The organism is Streptosporangium sp. OZ121 (assembly GCF_051918885.1).
In the GTDB taxonomy this organism is placed as follows: Bacteria; Actinomycetota; Actinomycetes; order Streptosporangiales; family Streptosporangiaceae; genus Streptosporangium.
In genome coordinates, this window is record NZ_JBPXMC010000003.1 from 455,534 (window position 1) to 472,604 (window position 17,071).

General features: G+C 70.6%; 15 protein-coding genes. 8 read left to right on the forward strand and 7 right to left on the reverse strand.

The window, feature by feature from the left end:
* Positions 1 to 15 precede the first annotated feature (15 nt).
* Positions 16 to 978 carry a hypothetical protein gene (locus tag ACTOQ1_RS09750; RefSeq protein ID WP_440065939.1) on the reverse strand — a complete coding sequence of 321 codons (963 nt, stop codon included), beginning with the start codon at positions 976 to 978 and terminating at the stop codon, positions 16 to 18.
* 190 nt (positions 979 to 1,168) lie between these two features.
* Positions 1,169 to 3,736, reverse strand: a complete 2,568-nt coding sequence (pepN, locus tag ACTOQ1_RS09755; RefSeq protein ID WP_440065940.1) for an aminopeptidase N — start codon at positions 3,734 to 3,736, stop codon at positions 1,169 to 1,171.
* Between the two features lie 220 nt (positions 3,737 to 3,956).
* Between pepN and ACTOQ1_RS09760 the strand changes: the two genes are divergently transcribed.
* Together ACTOQ1_RS09760 and ACTOQ1_RS09765 are read left to right on the forward strand one after the other, a co-directional pair.
* Complete coding sequence (locus ACTOQ1_RS09760; protein ID WP_440065941.1) at positions 3,957 to 4,577, forward strand: DsbA family protein; 621 nt, start codon at positions 3,957 to 3,959, stop codon at positions 4,575 to 4,577.
* Between the two features lie 181 nt (positions 4,578 to 4,758).
* Positions 4,759 to 6,168: an aldehyde dehydrogenase family protein gene (locus ACTOQ1_RS09765; RefSeq protein ID WP_440065942.1), complete on the forward strand. Its 1,410-nt coding sequence runs from the start codon at positions 4,759 to 4,761 to the stop codon at positions 6,166 to 6,168.
* Between the two features lie 36 nt (positions 6,169 to 6,204).
* Here the strand turns inward: ACTOQ1_RS09765 and def are convergent, their stop codons facing one another.
* Positions 6,205 to 6,693: a peptide deformylase gene (gene def / locus ACTOQ1_RS09770; RefSeq protein WP_362686863.1), complete on the reverse strand. Its 489-nt coding sequence runs from the start codon at positions 6,691 to 6,693 to the stop codon at positions 6,205 to 6,207.
* 98 nt (positions 6,694 to 6,791) lie between these two features.
* On the opposite strand from def, the gene ACTOQ1_RS09775 reads away from it, so the two are divergent.
* Positions 6,792 to 7,259 (forward strand): ribose-5-phosphate isomerase, encoded by a 468-nt coding sequence (locus ACTOQ1_RS09775; protein ID WP_362849643.1) that lies wholly within the window; start codon positions 6,792 to 6,794, stop codon positions 7,257 to 7,259.
* A 69-nt stretch (positions 7,260 to 7,328) separates the two neighbouring features.
* On the opposite strand, the gene ACTOQ1_RS09780 is transcribed toward ACTOQ1_RS09775, so the two are convergent.
* Both ACTOQ1_RS09780 and ACTOQ1_RS09785 read right to left on the reverse strand, forming a co-directional pair.
* Positions 7,329 to 7,526: a hypothetical protein gene (locus ACTOQ1_RS09780; RefSeq protein ID WP_440065943.1), complete on the reverse strand. Its 198-nt coding sequence runs from the start codon at positions 7,524 to 7,526 to the stop codon at positions 7,329 to 7,331.
* Positions 7,527 to 7,657: 131 nt separating this feature from the next.
* A complete protein-coding gene (locus ACTOQ1_RS09785) occupies positions 7,658 to 8,887 on the reverse strand; it encodes a GNAT family N-acetyltransferase (protein WP_440065944.1) in 1,230 nt (409 codons plus the stop codon).
* 119 nt (positions 8,888 to 9,006) lie between these two features.
* Here ACTOQ1_RS09785 and ACTOQ1_RS09790 point away from each other — a divergent pair, with 119 nt between their 5' ends.
* Positions 9,007 to 10,122 (forward strand): PP2C family protein-serine/threonine phosphatase, encoded by a 1,116-nt coding sequence (locus ACTOQ1_RS09790; RefSeq protein ID WP_440065945.1) that lies wholly within the window; start codon positions 9,007 to 9,009, stop codon positions 10,120 to 10,122.
* 87 nt (positions 10,123 to 10,209) lie between these two features.
* Here the strand turns inward: ACTOQ1_RS09790 and ACTOQ1_RS09795 are convergent, their stop codons facing one another.
* On the reverse strand, positions 10,210 to 10,815 hold the full coding sequence (locus tag ACTOQ1_RS09795) for a response regulator transcription factor (RefSeq protein WP_440065946.1): 606 nt from the start codon (positions 10,813 to 10,815) through the stop codon (positions 10,210 to 10,212).
* A 211-nt stretch (positions 10,816 to 11,026) separates the two neighbouring features.
* Here ACTOQ1_RS09795 and ACTOQ1_RS09800 point away from each other — a divergent pair, with 211 nt between their 5' ends.
* Entirely contained in the window at positions 11,027 to 12,334 is a 1,308-nt protein-coding gene (locus ACTOQ1_RS09800) for a M50 family metallopeptidase (RefSeq protein WP_440065947.1), read from the forward strand.
* Between the two features lie 162 nt (positions 12,335 to 12,496).
* Positions 12,497 to 13,018 (forward strand): MarR family winged helix-turn-helix transcriptional regulator, encoded by a 522-nt coding sequence (locus tag ACTOQ1_RS09805; RefSeq protein WP_440065948.1) that lies wholly within the window; start codon positions 12,497 to 12,499, stop codon positions 13,016 to 13,018.
* Between the two features lie 124 nt (positions 13,019 to 13,142).
* On the opposite strand, the gene ACTOQ1_RS09810 is transcribed toward ACTOQ1_RS09805, so the two are convergent.
* Positions 13,143 to 13,649, reverse strand: a complete 507-nt coding sequence (locus ACTOQ1_RS09810) for a DinB family protein (RefSeq protein ID WP_440065949.1) — start codon at positions 13,647 to 13,649, stop codon at positions 13,143 to 13,145.
* 572 nt (positions 13,650 to 14,221) lie between these two features.
* On the opposite strand from ACTOQ1_RS09810, the gene ACTOQ1_RS09815 reads away from it, so the two are divergent.
* Both ACTOQ1_RS09815 and ACTOQ1_RS09820 read left to right on the forward strand, forming a co-directional pair.
* The gene (locus tag ACTOQ1_RS09815) at positions 14,222 to 15,367 is read left to right on the forward strand and encodes an FAD-dependent oxidoreductase (RefSeq protein ID WP_440065950.1); all 1,146 of its coding nucleotides are present in this window, start codon (positions 14,222 to 14,224) and stop codon (positions 15,365 to 15,367) included.
* A gap of 35 nt (positions 15,368 to 15,402) precedes the next feature.
* A complete protein-coding gene (locus tag ACTOQ1_RS09820; RefSeq protein WP_440065951.1) occupies positions 15,403 to 16,341 on the forward strand; it encodes a L,D-transpeptidase family protein in 939 nt (312 codons plus the stop codon).
* Positions 16,342 to 17,071 lie beyond the last annotated feature (730 nt).

The window sequence follows — 17,071 nt, forward strand, 5'->3', positions numbered from 1 at the left end:
GCCGGGCCCGGCCGATCAGGACTGGAGCAGCTTCACCAGGTACGTGCTGATGTCCGTCAGCAGCGTCGAGGGCGTCACCGGGACGCCCGCCACGGCGGAGAACAGGGCGGGCAACCCCGGCAGCGGGAAGCCGTCGTCCTCGGACGCCTCGCCGCCCACGCCGTTCTTGGCCAGCGCGGTCCGGCTGCGCTCCCACGCCTCGGTGACCTCCTCGGGGGAGGGCACGCCGAACCCGTGGCCCACCGGGGCGGCGTGGCGCAACCGCACCAGCGGGGTGTCGGCGAAGGCCAGGGCCACCCGGGAACGCAGCGTGAGGTCGTCGCGGCGCTCCGGGTCCACCCAGTCCATCGCGGTGCAGGGGTTGCGGCAGTCGGCGACGCAGGTGGCCAGCGCCCCGGCCACCTGGCTGTGCTGGCGGTCGAAGTAGGCGCGCCACCCCTCGGCCGGCTCCCCGGCCACCCGCAGGGTCCGGTTCACGGCCGACTGCTCGGCCCTCGTGTGGTCGCAGTCGCGGTCGCCGATCACCCCGAACCTGCTGCCCGGCGCGGTGAGGCCCTCCGGCCAGCGCGCCGGGTCCCCGGCGCTGCCGAGCACCGGCTCGAAGGCGAGCAGCGGGAGGTACTCGCTGGCGATGTGCAGGGCGGCGACCATGGGGCTCAGCTCGCGGCGGTGCCACCTGACCGCGATGACCTCCAGCAGCAGCCCGTACGCGGGCCGCAGCGACTCCAGCGCGCCGCGCGGCTGCTCGCGGGGCGTCTGCGGCATCGTGCAGGCCCGCGCCCGCCGCCGTAGATCGCTCGGCACGGCCCGTGCCTCGGCGGCGAAGTCCTCCGCGTCGAGCGAGAGCAGCCGCTGGCCGAACTCGCACGCCGCCTCGATGTCGCCGGCGTCCTTCACGACGCCCGAGGCGAGGGCCCCGACGTCACCGAAGGCGTATCTGCGGGCCAGGGAGACGAGCAGGTCACGCGCCGATTCCACGTGATTACCCTCTCACGACCCACGAACGACAGAAATGTTGTCCACGCAAAATGCCCCGCAGGGCACTTCCCCCGCTTGGTGACTATTTCTACCAGTATTTTCCGGGGACCGGCCAAGGCTTCACCCAGGGCCCCGCGAGACCGGTCCGGCTTCTTCGCGACCGGGACCGGCCTCGCGGGGCGCGCCGGCCTCAGGCCGCCGAGGCGTCCTTGGCCTGGGCGCGCAGGGCACGGCCGATGCTGTCGGCCCCTTCGAGCAGCAGGCGCTTGAGCGCGTGCGGCGGCTGGGTGGACGAGATGAGGTCCTGGGTCCTGGCGACCGTCTCGGGAGAGATGTTCAGCGCCGGGTAGCAGCCGTTCGCGAAGTTCTGGGCGCTGTCGGAGCTCCAGGACGACCAGATCCTGCCGATCTCCTCGAAGTACCTCGCCCCGTACGGCTCCAGCAGGTCCGGGTGGCGCGGGTCCATGAAACCGGCGATCGTCGAGCGGAGCAGCGCGCCGCTCAGCCTGCCCTCGGTGATCGCGGCCCAGGCGTTCGCCTTGCCCTGGGCCGTGGGGATCCCGGCGCGGCAGAGCGCGGCGGAGCGCTCGCCCGTCGCGGTGGCGTCGCGCAACAGCTCCTGGGCGACGTCCTCCTCGCCGAGCAGGCCGCCGGAGACCAGGGCGCCGGTCAGCGTCCAGCGCAGGTCGGCGTCGACGGTGAGACCTTCGAGCACCGTCTCGCCGTCCAGCAGCCCCTTCAGGAACGCCAGGTCCTCGGTGGAGGCGGCCACGGCCGCCAGCGCGTTCAGGTAGGCGAGCTGGTGGTCGGAGCCGGGCGCGGCCGCGGTGACCAGGCCGCGCAGCGCGGAGGCCAGCCGGGCCAGGCCCTGGGCGCGCCAGGCGGGGTCGGCGTACTGCTGGACGGCCAGCCGGGCCTGGCGGAGCACGGTCTGGGCGACCGTGATGTCGGTGACCGACTCGATGTTGGAGACGACCAGGGTGAGGTAGTCGCGGGTGGACATCTCGGCGTCGCGGGTCATGTCCCAGGCGGCCGACCAGCACAGCGCGCGGGGCAGGGACTCGGTGAACCTGGCGATGCCGCCCTCCGTCACGGTCCGCAACGACCGCTCGTCGAGCCTGACCTTAGCGTACGTCAGGTCGTCGTCGTTGATCAGGACCAGGTCCGGCTGGACCTCGCCGACCAGCTCGGAAACCGCGGTGCGCGCGCCGACGACGTCCAGCTCGACCCGCTTGACGCGGACCAGCTCGCCGTCCCGCAGGGAGTACAGGCCGATGGCGACGCGGTGCGAGCGCAGCGTCGGGTAGTCGGCCGGGGCCTCCTGGAGCACGTCGAACTCCAGGAAACGGCCCTCGGAGTCGACGGTGAACGACGGGCGCAGCGTGTTGACCCAGGAGGTCTCCAGCCACTCCTTCGACCAGGACGACAGGTCGCGTCCCGAGGTGCGCTCCAGCGCGCCGAGCAGGTCCGCGAGCGTGGTGTTGCCCCAGGCGTGCTCGTTGAAGTAGTCGCGGACCCCGGCCAGGAAGTTGTCCAGCCCCACGTAGGCGACGAGCTGCTTGAGGACCGAGGCGCCCTTGGCGTACGTGATCCCGTCGAAGTTGACCTCGACCGCGTGCATGTCGACGATGTCGGCGGCGATCGGGTGGGTCGAGGGCAGCTGGTCCTGGCGGTAGGCCCAGGCCTTCTCGACGTTGGCGAAGGTCGTCCACGCGCCCTGGCCCCAGCGGGTGGCCTCGGCCTGGCAGAGCACCGAGGCGTAGGTGGCGAACGACTCGTTCAGCCACAGGTCGTCCCACCAGCGCATGGTGACCAGGTCGCCGAACCACATGTGCGCCATCTCGTGCAGGATCGTCTCGGCGCGGCGCTCGATCACCGCGTCCGTGACGCGCGAGCGGAAGACGTAGTCCTCCAGGAAGGTCACGCAGCCCGCGTTCTCCATCGCCCCGGCGTTGAACTCGGGCACGAAGAGCTGGTCGTACTTCCCGAACGGGTAGCGGACGCCGAAGATCTTGTGGAAGAAGTCGAAGCCCTGCCTGGTCACCTCGAAGAGGTTGTCCGCGTCGAGGTGCTCGGCGAGCGAGGCCCGGCAGTACAGGCCCAGCGGGATGCCGTCGTGCTCGGAGGTCACCTTGTGGTACGGCCCGGCGCACAGCGCGGTGATGTAGGTCGACATCACCGGGGAGGGCGGGAAGTGCCAGCGCTTGGCCGCCTGGAGCGCGCCGTGCTTGCCGCGGTGCTCCGGCAGCTCCTCGGCCGCGTCGGGCGCCGCGTTGGAGATGACCTCCCAGTGGGACGGCGCGAGCACCGTCAGCTCGAAGGAGGCCTTGAGGTCGGGCTGGTCGAAGCACGCGTACATCCGGTGCGCGTCGGCCGTCTCGAACTGGCTGTGCAGGTAGACGCTCTTGTCGACCGGATCGACGAAGCGGTGCAGGCCCTCGCCGGTGCGGCTGTAGGAGCAGTCGGCGTCCACCTGCAGCTCGTTGGTCTCGGCCAGGCCCGGCAGCGGCAGCCGCCCGGCCTCCGGGTCGTAGCCGCTCACGTCCAGCTCGACGCCGTTGAGGACGGCCTTGCGCACCTTGGCGCCGGCCAGATCGACGAACGTCTCCGCACCCGGCCGGGTGCTGGTGAAGCGGACCGTGGTGACGCTCTCGAAGCGCTCCTCACCCTCGGTCAGGTCGAGCTCCACCGCATAGGACTGCACGCTGAGCAGCCGTGCGCGCTCGCGCGCCTCGTCACGGGTCAGATTGCCTGCCACTACCGCTCCCTCTTCACAACTTCCCCCGCTCCATTGCTAAGGGGTGACTGAATCCTGCCACGTAAGGGCGCGGACTGCCGCTTCGCATCAGCCTGCGGACTGATACCCGGATTCGAGAATAAAGAGGCATGTCAAGGTATTAATAAGCCTGCGGAATAGGGGGCTCCACCGTCCGGGTTGTCGCTACCGAAGCACCCTCACGACCAGGAAGCCGAAGAAAATGACTGAGCGCATCCCCGTGGATCTCTGGTTCGACCCCTTCTGCCCGTTCGCGTGGATGACCTCCCGCTGGTTGCTGGAGGTGGAGAAGGTGCGATCGATCGAGCCGCGCTGGCACATCATGAGCCTCAACGTGCTGAACGAGGACAAGGACGTCCCCGACAGCTACCGCGAGACGATCGCCAGGGCCATCGGGCCGGTCCGGGTGGTCGCCGCCGTGCAGGAGAAGTACGACTCCGAGACGGTCGGCCGCCTCTACACCGAGCTCGGCACCCGTTTCCACAACCAGGGCAGGCTCAAGGAGCTCGACACGCTCCGCGAGACCGTCGAGGAGGCACTGGAGGCCGCGGGGCTGGACCGCGCGTTCGCCGACGCGATGGACTCCACGGAGTTCGACGAGGTGGTGCGCGCCTCGCACAACGACGGCATCGACCGGGTCGGCCAGGAGGTCGGCACCCCCGTGATCTCCGTCGACGGTGTCGCCTTCTTCGGCCCGGTCATCTCGCCGGCCCCCAAGGGCGAGGAGGCGGGCAGGTTCTGGGACGGCGTGCGCCTGGTGGCGGGCACCGACGGTTTCTTCGAGCTCAAGCGCTTCAGGACCCGGCAGCCGATCTTCGGCTGATCCGGTCCACTCGCCGCCAGCGCCCGCCTGCCTGCCCCGCGCGACCGTGGCCGGCGGCCCGGCCGGGCCCGCAGCGCCCCCGTACGATCCCGCTGTGCTCCCGTACAAAGATCATCGTTGTGCGGGAGCCGCGTCCGGCTCGCTCTCGCATAACAACGGCACGCACGCCAGGATGAGGGACATGCGTCACCTTTATCTGAACGGAGCCTGGCAGTCGTCCGCGTCGGCCGAGAGCATCGACGTGATCAATCCCGCGACCGAGGAGCTGATCGACAGGGTTCCCGCGGGAGCGCCCGCCGACGTCGAGGCCGCCGTGGCCGCCGCGCGCGCGGCCTTCCCCTCCTGGGCGGCGACGGCCCCCGCCGAGCGAGGCGCGATCCTCGCCGCGGCCGCGGACCTGATACGAGAACGCTCCGACCAGATAGCCAGGATCATCGCCACGGACATGGGCGCCCCGTACGGCCTGGCGATGAGGGTGCAGACGCTGATGCCGGCCGGGGTGCTGGCCTCGTACGCCCAGCTGGCCGAGACCTACGACTTCGAGGGCGGGCAGGTCGGCAACTCCCGCGTCTTCAGGGAGCCGGTCGGGGTGGTCGCCGCCATCACCCCCTGGAACTACCCGCTCCACCAGGTCGTCTGCAAGGTGGGCGCCGCGCTCGCCGCGGGCTGCACGGTCGTGCTCAAGCCCAGCGAGGTGGCGCCGCTGGCCGCCTTCGCGCTCGCCGGGATCTTCGACGAGGTCGGGCTGCCCGCCGGGGTGTTCAACATGGTCAGCGGCTACGGCCCGGTGGTGGGCGAGGCCCTGGCCACCCACCCCGAGGTGGACATGGTGTCGTTCACCGGCTCCACCCGGGCCGGGCGCCGGGTGGCCGCGCTCGCGGCCGAGACGATCAAACGGGTGGCCCTGGAACTCGGCGGCAAGTCCGCCAGCCTGGTCCTGCCGGACGCCGACCTGGAGACGGCCGTCAAGGCGACGGTGGCCAACGCCTTCATCAACTCCGGCCAGACCTGTTCGGCATGGACCCGCATGATCGTTCATCGCGACCGGTACGACGAGGCCGTCCGCCTCGCCGTCGAGGCCGCGGGGAGATACACCGTCGGCGATCCCTTCGACGAGGGGACCAGGCTCGGCCCTCTCGTGTCCGCGGCCCAGCGCGACCGGGTCGTCCGCTACATCAACCGGGGCCAGGAGGAGGGCGCCAGGCTGGTCGCCGGAGGCACCGACCGGCCCCTGTCGCGCGGCTTCTACGTCGAGCCCACGGTGTTCGCCGGGGTGGAGCCGGGGATGGTGATCGAGCAGGAGGAGATCTTCGGCCCGGTCCTCACGATCATCCCCTACCTCCGGGGTGAGGACGAGGCGGTCGCCATCGCCAACGGCACGCCGTACGGCCTGGCGGGCGCGGTGTGGGCGGGCAGCGAGCAGCGCGCGGTCGCGGTGGCCCGGCGGCTGCGCACCGGCCAGGTGGCGGTCAACGGCGGCCAGTTCAACCCGCGGGCGCCCTTCGGCGGCTACAAGCAGTCGGGCCTCGGCCGCGAGCTGGGCGAGTTCGGGCTCGAGGAGTATCTGGAGATCAAAGCCGTCCAGCTCTGACGACCACCGCGGGGGCCGCTCCGGCGGCCACCGGGATCAGGGGGCCTGGAGCAGGACCTTCCTGGCGGCGTCCCTGGCCAGCCTGTCCACGTAGAGCCTGCCGTCGAGGTGGTCGGTCTCGTGCTGGAAGCAGCGCGCCAGCATGCCGCGGGCCCTGATCCGGATCGGCCGCCCCAGCCGGTCCAGGCCGCTCACGGTGACCCCCGCGGCCCGAGGCGTCCTGGCGTAGATCGGGGTGCCGGTCCCGCGATCGGGGACGGACAGGCAGCCCTCCTCGTCGAGGACCTCGGTGTCGTCGTCCACGGTCAGCTCCGGGTTGATCACGTGGCCCTTGCGGTTGCTGCAGTCGTAGACGAAGATCCGCTTCGACACGCCGATCTGCGGACCGGCCAGGCCGACGCCCTGCGCGGCGTACATCACGGCGAACATCTCGTCGATCATGCGCCGCAGGTCGCGGTCGAAGTCGATGATCGGCTCGGCGGGCGTGCGCAGGACAGGGTCACCGACCACTCGGATGTCACGCATGCGGGGGCTCTCTCTGTAAGGGTTCCATGAGCGTTATGGCTATTACTCTATCCGGGGGCCGGGTGGAGCCGCCCGCGTACACCTGCGAAACTGTGCGGGTGCGCGTCTACATCGGTGCCGACCATGCCGGCTATGAGCTCAAGAACCACGTCGTCTCCTGGCTGAAGGAGCACGGCCACGAGGTCGAGGACTGCGGTCCCTTCGTCTACGACGCGGAGGACGACTACCCGCCGTTCGTGCTGCGCGCGGCCGAGGGCGTCGTGGGGGACCCGGGCAGCCTGGGCGTCGTCATCGGCGGCTCGGGCAACGGCGAGCAGATCGCGGCCAACAAGGTGCGCGGCGTCCGCGCCGCCCTGGCCTGGAGCGAGGAGACCGCCAGGCTCGCCCGCGAGCACAACAACGCCAACGTCGTCAGCGTCGGCTCGCGGATGCACGAGCCGGAGGAGGCGATCCGGTTCGTCGAGATCTTCCTCGGCACCTCCTACTCCGGGGCCGAGCGGCACAACCGCAGGATCGCGCAGCTCACCTCGTACGAGACCATCGGCCAGCTCCCGCCGCTGCCGTAGCCCTCAGTAGCCCTCAGTAGCCCCCGGTTGTCCGCAGGGCCCTCCGGGGCCCTCCGCCGTAGCCCTTCCTCAGCGGTGGCGCTCGCGGGGCGGAACCTCCCCGCGCGGCGGTTCCCTGCGCGCCCCGTTGCGCGCCGGCTCCTTGCGGGGCGTCTCGTCGCGCAGGGGGCGGCGGTCCGCGGCCTCCTGCTGCTCCCGTGACGGGCGTGAGACGTCTCGCGCCCGCATCGCGGTGATCGCGTTGATCTGCAAGCTCTGCAGTGCCATGCCGGCCACCATAACCCGCTCCGGCCCGCCCCGTCCCGAACGGCTCCGGACCGGCTCCGGCCGTCCGGAGCGGCCGTCGCCTTCGCCGTCGCCGGAAGAGCCGTCAGAGCGTCCGAGGACCGGAAGAGCCGTCAGAAGACCAGCCCGCCCCAGGGGGCGGGGCCCCACGACATGGCGGTGGACAGCTCCCGCAGGGCCCCCGCGCGCGACTCGCGTACCACCCCCGCCGCCAGCAGCGCCGCCAGCGGTCGCCCTCCCAGGTAGGCGGCGCCCAGCACGGAGACGGGCAGGGTCAGGTCGGCGGGGTCGTCGGAGGGCGCGCAGCGAGCGCCGGAGGTGTCGGCCGTCAGCCGCCAGCGGCGCGCGTTCCACGGGCACACGGTGTCCTCGACCTCCATCACCACGTCCACCGGCGCGCTGTAGCGGCGGGCGGGAAGGGCCCGCTCGACGTCCACCACGCGGACCCAAAGGTCGTCCAGCCAGAGCGCGTGGAGCTGGCGCGGCTCGGCGAGCAAATGGATCAGCGGGTCGTCCGAGGGCCTGCTCTGGGCGAGGACGTGCGAGACCAGGTCGCGGTCCAGGACGTGCCGCCAGAGCAGCGCGTAGGCGGCGGGGTCGAGACCGAACAGCTCCTTGAGCCGCAGCTCGCCGGCGGGAAGGTCGTGGTCGTCGAAGGAGCCCTTGATCCGGAAGAGCGCGTAACCGCGCGGGCCGCCGTCGTCCTCGGCGACCACGGCGCGCAGCGGACCGGCGCCGCCCTGGTCGGACTCCTGGTCGGTCAGCACCGTGTCCCAGCGGGCGGGCGTGCGGGCGTACAGTCCCGGACGCTGCTCGAACGCCGACTCGTAGATCTTCTCGAAGGTGGACCTGGCCTCCGCGGGCCTGACGACGCGCAGCCGCAGGGTGGGATCGGCCGGGGCGTGCCGGGTGAAGGCCGCGCCCGCCGTGGGAATCCGGAAGACCACGCAGTCCGAGGCCCTGCCGTAGCCGTAGCGACCGTAGATCGCGGCCTCGGCCGCGTAGAGCGCGGCGACGGCCTCGCCCCGCTCGTGGAGGTCGGACAGCTGGCGGGTCATCAGCGAGGAGAGGATGCCCCGGCGGCGGTGCGAGGGCAGCACGCCGACCGCGGTGACGCCGCCGACCGGGATCGGCCCGCCGGGTACGGTCATGCTGAAGCTGTACACCGCGGTGGTGCCCACGAGCAGGTCGCCGTCGAACACGCCGAGCGAGCGGTCGAACTCGATGTTGCGCTTGAAGATCTCCTGCCGGTGCTCCGGGGTGGCGGCGCCGAACGCCTCCTCGTCCACGGTGTTCCAAGCGGACCATTCGGCTTCGCTGATCGGACGTAGGCTGAGGGTCATCTTCCGAACGGTAGTAGGGGACAAACGGTTCCGGCCATCTAATATCCCTGCTTAATGATCAAGGCGTTGGTCAAGTGGGCTGCCCAAAGGGAGGGCGGCCAGATACAGTCGAGCGCATCATGAGTTCCCGTCCGGTGCCGCTGCTCCCTCCGGCGCTCCGCGCGTTCCTGGTCCGCGTCCCTCTTCTCGTTCCCGTCGTGCGCTTCCTGCGGCGCGGCCCCCTGGCGCGCGACCGGAACCTGCTCATCACCCTGACCCTGCTGACCCTGCTGATCGGCGGGCTGGCCGCCAGGGTGTCCATGGAGTGGTTCTCCCCGGCGCTGATGATCCCGGTCACCCTCGTGGCGGGGCTCCAGCTGAGGCTGAACAGTCTCGCCAAGCTGCTGTTCGCGGTCGCGGTCTCCCTGGTCTACGTGGCCGTGGTGCGCGGGGTGGGACACATCGGTCCCGGACTGCTGGTCACCTTCGGCTTCACCGCGGTGCTGGCCGCGCTGATGGCTCGCACCCGAGGCAAGCTCGGTGTGCAGGGTCTGCGCGGCGACGTGATGCTGCTGGAGTTGCGCGACCGTCTCAAGAGCCAGAGCGACCTGCCCCCGCTGCCCAAGGGGTGGGGCTCGAAGGTGGTTCTCAAGCAGGCCGGAGGCTCCTCCTTCGGCGGCGACTTCCTGGTCTCCATGCGCGAGGACGACACGCTGGAGCTCGCCCTGGTCGACGTGTCGGGCAAGGGCGTCGACGCGGGCACCCGGGCGCTGCTGCTGTCGGGCACCTTCGGCGGGCTGCTCGGCTCGGTCACCGACTTCCTGCCCGCCTGCAACACCTACCTGCACCGCCAGCGCGAGGCCGAGGGCTTCGTCACGGCGGTCCATCTCCGGCTCAACCTCGTGACGGGCGAGTACGTCATCACCTCGGCCGGGCACCCCCCGGTGGTCAAGTTCGAGTCGGGCACCGGGACGTGGCGGGTCTCCGCGGCCAAGGGGGTCGTCCTCGGTGTCGTGCCCGACCTGCACTGCGAGGCCGACCAGGGGATGCTGCGCAAGGGCGACGCCCTCATGCTCTACACCGACGGCCTGATCGAGCAGCCGGGGCGCGACATCGACGCCGGTCTCGACCGCCTGCTGGGAGAGGCCGAGCGCCTGGTGCCCTCGGGGTTCCGTGACGGTGCCCGCAACCTGGTGGCCTCCATGTCGTCGGGCCACAACGACGACTGCGCCCTCATCCTCATCTGGCGCCCCTGAGAAGGCGCCGGGAAAAGGGCCGGGGGCAAGGGCCGGGGAAGGCACGTCTCCCTGGGAGGCTCTCGGGAACGAGGGACGAGGGCGGGCTCAGAGCCACCCGGAGTCGCCGGCGATGCGTACGGCGTCGAGACGGTTGCGCGCCTGGGTCTTGCACATGATCCGAGACAGGTGGTTGCGGACCGTTCCCACGGAGAGGAACAGCTGGTCGGCGATCTCGCCGGACCTGGCCCCCTGCGCGACCAGCCGGAGCACGTCGAGCTCCCTGCGGGTCAGCGGGTTCTCCGCCGACCTCAGGGCCGCCACCGCGAGCTCGGAGTCGACCGCCCGCCGGCCGGCCGCCACCTGGCGGACGCCGTGGGCCAGCTGCTCGGGGCCGACCTCCAGGCTCATGAACCCGAGCGCGTGGGCGGCGAAGGCCTGGCGGACCTGGCCGGGGCTGGGGTCGCGCGACAGCAGGAGGACCCGGCAGCCAGGAGCCTCCTCGTGCAGCCGGAGGGCGGTGGTGAGACCGCCGACGTCCGGCAGGTCGAGATCGATGACCGCCGTCTCCGGCGCGTGCCGCAGCACGGCGGGAAGCACGTCCTCCCCGGCGGCCACGTCGGCCACCACCTTCATGTCGTTCTCGTTCTGCAGCGTCGCCACCAGCCCGCGCCGGACCAGGGGAAGATGCTCGGCAACCAGGATCCCGATCAAAACGCTCCTCTCTCCCGCCCTCACCCTCATCAAAGAGTGTTCGTGCGATCGCTGAATGTCAACGGAGTGTGTCCAATCGGCAAAGGGCACCGGACGGCCCGGCCGGGAGAGCGGCCGGGAACGCCGCTTTTCGCGGCGGCGTGGGGGCCGGATACTTGGGCTAACCTCTTATGGGGCATTGTCGGTGAAACCGCGATGGGGGTATGAACCTGTGAGCTGGCTCTCCGTGGTCGGGGTCATCGTCTTTCTCGTGGGACTGATGGTGTCGATCGGGCTGCACGAGATCGGCCACCTGGTGCCGGCCAAGCTGTTCGGTGTCAAGGTCACCCAGTACATGGTCGGGTTCGGCCCGACGATGTGGTCGCGCCGCAAGGGCGACACCGAGTACGGCATCAAGTGGCTCCCGCTCGGCGGCTACATCCGCATGATCGGCATGCTGCCGCCCCGGCCCACCGACGCCCCCGGCAAGGTGCGCTCGGTCTCCACCGGCCCCTGGCAGGGCCTGATCGAGAACGCCCGCGACGTCGCCCTGGAGGAGGTGCGGCCTGGCGACGAGAACCGGGTGTTCTACCGCAAGCCCTGGTGGCAGAAGGTCATCATCATGTCCGGCGGTCCGGCGATGAACTTCGTGCTGGCGTTCATCCTGTTCGGCGTCGTGCTCATGGGCTTCGGCATCCCCACGCAGAAGACCGAGATCGCCTCGATCCCGCAGTGCGTGAAGACCGCCGCCGAATACGAGAAGAACCCCGAGTGCACCGCGGCCGACAAGCCCAGCCCGGCCAGCGCGGCGGGGCTGAGGCCGGGAGACGTCATCGTGTCCGTGGCGGGCAGGCCCGCCACGAGCTGGGACGCCGCGACGCGGGCCATCCGCGACCACGGCGCGGGCCCGGTCGCGATCGGCGTCAGGCGGGCCGGTCAGGATCTGACCGTCAACGCCAGCCTCATCGCCCAGGACCGCGAGTCGCTGGACGAGCCCGGAAAGATCGAAAAGGGTGTCGGATACCTCGGGGTGAGCCCGAAGATCGTCATCGAGCAGCAGAGCTTCGGCGCCGTGGCCGCGCACATGGGGGACCTCACCTCGGCCACCGCCGCCTCGCTGCTCAGGTTCCCCGAGAAGATGGTGGGCGTCTGGCACGCGGCCTTCTCCGGGGACGAGCGCGACAGGAACGGCCCGATCGGTGTCATCGGCGTCAGCCGCATCGGCGGTGAGATCGCCGCCGCCGCGATCCCGCTGGAAAACAAGATCGTCGTTTTCATCAACCTGCTGGCGGGCTTCAACCTGGCGATCGGCCTGTTCAACCTGATCCCGCTGCTTCCCCTGGACGGCGGCCACATCGCGGGCGGTCTGTGGGAGGGGCTCAAGCGCGGTTTCGCCCGCGTGGCCCGCCGCCCCACGCCCGGCCACGTCGACATCGCCAAGGCGCTTCCGCTCACCTACGCGATCGCCTTCCTGATGATCATCATGGCTGGCCTGCTGATGTACGCCGACCTGGTCAACCCGGTCCGCCTGTCCGGCTGACCGTTCCCCCATCCCCCGCCCCGGTGTCCCGTACGGGCCGTCGTGCCGTACCGCCGATCTGCCCGCCACGGGTCCACGGGTGGCGGCCTCCGGCGTGGCGCGGCCCGTGGGCCGGGGGCGGGGAGACACGGCACATCCGCCCGCAGAGGTTAGGGTGACGCCGTGAACGAGGGAACGCCTGGAGCGGTGATCGACGTGGCCCTGTTCCGGCTGCGCCGGATCTGGTCGCGGCCACTGCGCGCGCGCAAGGCCGGAGAGCCGCAGCGAGCGGTGCACATGTCGAACGTGATGGTCGTGCACGCCGTGCACAAGCTGAGCCTGGACGTACCGGAGGTGACCGTGGGCGCCGTCGCCGAGCAGTTGGGCGTCGACCCCTCCACGGCCAGCAGGCTGGTCAACGACGCGGTCGGCGCGGGGTTCGTGGAGCGCGAGGAGTCGGCCGTGGACGCCAGACGAGCCCGGCTCGTGCTGAGCGAGCGGGGCCGTCGCGTGCTGGAGGTGGTGATCCGCCACCGGCGCACCTATCTCGACGGCCTGATGGCCGACTGGGACGAGCCGGACCGCGAGGTCTTCGCCCGGCTTCTCGACCGTTTCGCCGAGGCCGCCGTCGCCCGCCCGGCGAACCTGGCCAACCTCGACCGGATGATCGCCGAGACGCTCGTGGAGAGCTCCGCCCCGGGCTGATCCGGCCGTTGCCGCGACCGGCCCGTTCTCCACGGGATCCGCCCGCTCTTCGTGCCCGTTCACGCGGGTGGGGGCGTACCTCGCCCGTCCGCTCCGGTGGAGGCGTGCGTCCCGCAGGTCGGCGCTACTCCCCGGCGACCCCGTCGATCCGCTGGCGGATGATGTCGGCGTGGCCGTTGTGCCGGGCGTACTCCTCGATCATGTGGACGAGGATCCAGCGCAGGGAGACGTCATGGTCGCGGCGTCGCGTCTTTCCCACGGTGTCCATGGGAAGCCCGGCGGACAGCTCGCGCGCGTGCGCGATCTCGCCCCGCCAACGGGCGAACGCCTGCTCCGCCGTGCTCGTCTCCAGGGTGTCGAAGTCGCCGTCGGGATCGTCGTCGGAATAGTAGAACGGGGCGACGCCCTCGCCGTTGAGGATGTTGCGGAACCAGTTGCGCTCCACCTCGGCCATGTGGCGGACCAGACCCAGCAGGGAGAGCGTGGACGGCTCGGCGGAACGCAGGCGAAGCTGCTCGTCCGAGAGCCCGGCGCACTTCACGGCCAGGGTCTCCCGGTGCCAGTCCAGCCAGGAGTGCAGCATGGTGCTCTCGTCGGCGATGAAGGCGGGGTCAACGCGTGTGTCGGTCATGACGTCCCATCCTGTCGGCACGCGGGCCCGCTGTCATACCTTTTTCCTCCCGGCTGATCGCGAGGCGTCCGCGCGTCGCCGCGTGCCGGAGGACACCTGCGCACCGGTGTACGCCAGTACCATCCGGCGTTCAGTCACCACGTTCTACAACAAGTGAGACTTGGCCGTCCACCTGCCCTCAACAATCCCACCGAGGGCATATAGGCGAGTCCGCAGAGCAAAGTAGGCAATTCAGCCCGCCATGACCCCGGCCGGCCCACCCTGGCGACCCGGGCTCGACTAAGGAGGTGTCAATATTCGCCCGGGTCGATCGGTGGATTGGTGATGAAAATCCGGCACGCGGCCAAAAATTTGTCATCGGAGGATTCAGGGCGAGTGCGGCTTTTCCCCGTTCAATCCAGATTGTTTCCTCGGTCGGTAATGGTTTCCCATCGGCCCGCGGCCGATCCTCTCCCGTTTCGTGTTCACCGCCATTCCGGGATTCACCGGCGTCCCCATTTACTGTGGAGGGGTTTCGGTGTTCGTCGTGACGGCCTCCCGCGGTCGGTCGCGCCGGAAAGTGATCGAGCTGGATGGATCCGGAAAGAAGGCGTTCCCAGGTGCGCGCGAATTCAGAGAAGATACTTGTCGTCGGGGCCGGGGTAAGCGGGTTGACCACTGCGTTGTGCCTGGCCAGGGAAGGGTTTCGCGTCACCGTCGTCGCGGAGAGATTCGCGCCCGACATCGTCTCGGTCGTCGCGGGCGCGCTGTGGGAGTGGCCACCGGCGGTGTGCGGTTACCACCACGACCAGATCTCCCTCACTCGCTCCAAGAACTGGTGCCTCACCTCGTACGAGATGTTCGAGAGGCTGGCCCGGGCCAAGGTTCCCGGGGTGGCCATGCGAAGGTCCAACTTCTATTTCAAGCATCCCGTCGAGGAGAGTCCGCACGACCTCCACAAGATGCAGGAACTCGCGGGGAAGGTGCGCGGCTTCGTCCGCGACCGGTCGCTCGCCGAACGCAACGGCGTCAGTCCCGACTACGGCGTGGTCGACGCGTACTCGCACATGGCGCCCATGATCGACACCGATCAGTACATGGCGTGGCTGATGCGGCAGGTCAAGATCCACGGTGTGCGGGTCGAGCGGTACCGGGTCGAGGGGCTGCTGGCCGAGCGCAGGGCCGAGCTCCTCGACCGCTTCGGCGCCGAGGTGATCGTCTGCTGCGCCGGGCTCGGCACCGCCGGGCTCCGCGGCATCGGCATGTATCCGCTGCGCGGCGCGCTGGTGCGGGTCCGCAACGACGGGCTTCGCGGGCGCCGGATCCGCGAGGCCCACTGCGTCTCCCACGACGAGGAGAACAAGGACGAGCAGGACATCGTCTTCATCGTGCCGCGCAATCCGAGACTCCTCGTCCTCGGGGGACTGGCGGAAAAGGACGAGTGGGACACCGGGATCAACCTGGAGAACCACGGGCCCGTACGGGAGATGTACGAGCGGTGCCTGGCCTTCATGCCCGCGCTGCGACACGCCAGGCTGGATCCCGACGAGCCGGTACGGGCGGGGCTGCGGCCGTTCCGGAACGAGAACGTCTGTCTTGAGTGGGACGACGAGGAACAGGTCGTCTACAACTTCGCGCACGGCGGAGCAGGATTCAGTTTCTCCTGGGGCTGCGCCCAGGAGGCCGTCGGTCTGGTGCGTGCGGCGATAGAGGACCGCAAGTACTCGTATTCCTTCTAACGGATCTCGCCCGAGAGTGGATAGGCGTTTAAAAAATGCGGAGAACCATCACGTGCCTCCTGATCGCGAACTCGACCCTCGTGCTCACCGCGTGCCTGCCATTCGGTGTGGCGAACACCGGTGTCGTGTCGTCGGGGCATTCCGGCGCGCCCATTCCCCATGAGCGCCCTCCCGCGCCTCGTGCCGAGCACACCCCGCTGTCACGGTTCCCCCTCCTTCGCCCCGGCGACAGGGGGACCCGGGTCCAGGAGGTCCACCGGCGCCTCGACCGGCTGGGATTCGGGCCGGGAGAGGCCGGCGACGAGTACCGTCCCGCGCTGCGCGCGGCCGTGTGGGCCTTCCAGAAGGCGAACGGGCTGCCTCCCACCGACGAGATCGACCCGCCGACCTGGCGGGCGCTCTCCCGCCCGGCGCGCCTCAAACCGCTGGTGTCGTACGGGGAGCCCACGAGGGTGGAGATCGACCTGCGCCGCCAGCTGCTCACCGCGTGGCAGGACGGCAAGCCGGCGCTGGTCTCCCACATCTCGACCGGCAACGGCGAGCACTACTGCAAGAAGGGCCACTGCGGGGTCGCCGTCACGCCCACCGGGGACTTCCGTGCCTGGTTCCGGACGCCCGGATGGACCAGCGGGCCGCTGGGCGACCAGTTCTACACCATCTATTTCAACCAGGGCATCGGCTTCCACGGCTCGGAGCGGGTCCCGCGGCATCCCGCGTCCCACGGGTGCATCCGGGTGCCGCTCCACAACGCCAAGGCGCTCTACGACATGACCCCGACGGGAACCCCGGTCTACGTCCGCCGTCCCGCGGCTCCCGAGCCTCGGGACCGGGCCACGTCTCCCCACCCGGCCACGTCTCCCGACCGGGCCACGTCTCCCGAGCGCCCGAAGTCCTCCGGGCGGCCCGCGTCCCCCGCGTCCCCTGAGACCCCGGGGCTCCCCGGACGGGACGCTGACCGGCCGAAGGAGCTCTGAGCCCGGCCGCTGACCGGCCGGCCGCCGACCGGCCGGTCACCGGCGAACCCCGAGGTCGGCGCGAACAGGACGAGTGCAGGAGTCGCGGACGGGCGCGCGGGAATCGTGAAGGACGCCCGTCGACGCCGGCGCGGGTGAAGAACTTTCCGAATCCCCTTCCTGAAGTGACGCGGGTCATCGACCCGCGCGGGCGACGGGGCCACGCGCCGCCGTCGTTGTTCGCCATGCCCGCCGCCATCCCGGTGATCACGGGTGGCTCGCAGCGTCCCGTGTGCGCCGCCGTGGGATTCCTCGCGAAGGCCGCCGGCCCCCGGCCCGAGCTCCGCCGCCCGCACCTTGAGAGCTTCGCGGAGCACCGCACGGACACGGCCTCCGGCGACGGCGACGGCGCCGGTGACGGCGACGGCGACGGTGACGGCGACGCTCCTCCCCCTTCCGGAGGAAGAGCATCCGGCGGTGGACCCCGAAGATCATGTCGCCGCTCCCTGGCAGGTCCCGGCCGGGCAGGCCGCACCGTCCCGCCGCCGTGTCTCCCGGTGACCGTGTCTCCCGCCGCCGTGTCTCTCAGTGACCGTGTCTCCTGGTCACCGTGGCCGGCCCCGCCCGCCTGCTCGGGTCCCGCCTGCTCGGGCTCGGAGGGCACGCGTGGTGAGGGGCCGGAGGGTGCGCGCGGGCCGGACGCGCGGTGCCGTACGCCCGTGATCCGGCCGGACCGCCGGGTCGCCGAAAA

Bases quoted from the DNA above. Each gene is read 5' to 3' on its own strand.
- ACTOQ1_RS09760 (WP_440065941.1), top strand. From the start codon at position 3,957: ATGACTGAGCGCATCCCCGTGGATCTCTGGTTCGACCCCTTCTGCCCG.
- ACTOQ1_RS09765 (WP_440065942.1), top strand. From the start codon at position 4,759: ATGCGTCACCTTTATCTGAACGGAGCCTGGCAGTCGTCCGCGTCGGCC.
- def (WP_362686863.1), bottom strand. From the start codon at position 6,693: ATGCGTGACATCCGAGTGGTCGGTGACCCTGTCCTGCGCACGCCCGCC.
- ACTOQ1_RS09780 (WP_440065943.1), bottom strand. From the start codon at position 7,526: ATGGCACTGCAGAGCTTGCAGATCAACGCGATCACCGCGATGCGGGCG.
- ACTOQ1_RS09785 (WP_440065944.1), bottom strand. From the start codon at position 8,887: ATGACCCTCAGCCTACGTCCGATCAGCGAAGCCGAATGGTCCGCTTGG.
- ACTOQ1_RS09790 (WP_440065945.1), top strand. From the start codon at position 9,007: ATGAGTTCCCGTCCGGTGCCGCTGCTCCCTCCGGCGCTCCGCGCGTTC.
- ACTOQ1_RS09810 (WP_440065949.1), bottom strand. From the start codon at position 13,649: ATGACCGACACACGCGTTGACCCCGCCTTCATCGCCGACGAGAGCACC.
- ACTOQ1_RS09815 (WP_440065950.1), top strand. From the start codon at position 14,222: ATGGATCCGGAAAGAAGGCGTTCCCAGGTGCGCGCGAATTCAGAGAAG.
- ACTOQ1_RS09820 (WP_440065951.1), top strand. From the start codon at position 15,403: ATGCGGAGAACCATCACGTGCCTCCTGATCGCGAACTCGACCCTCGTG.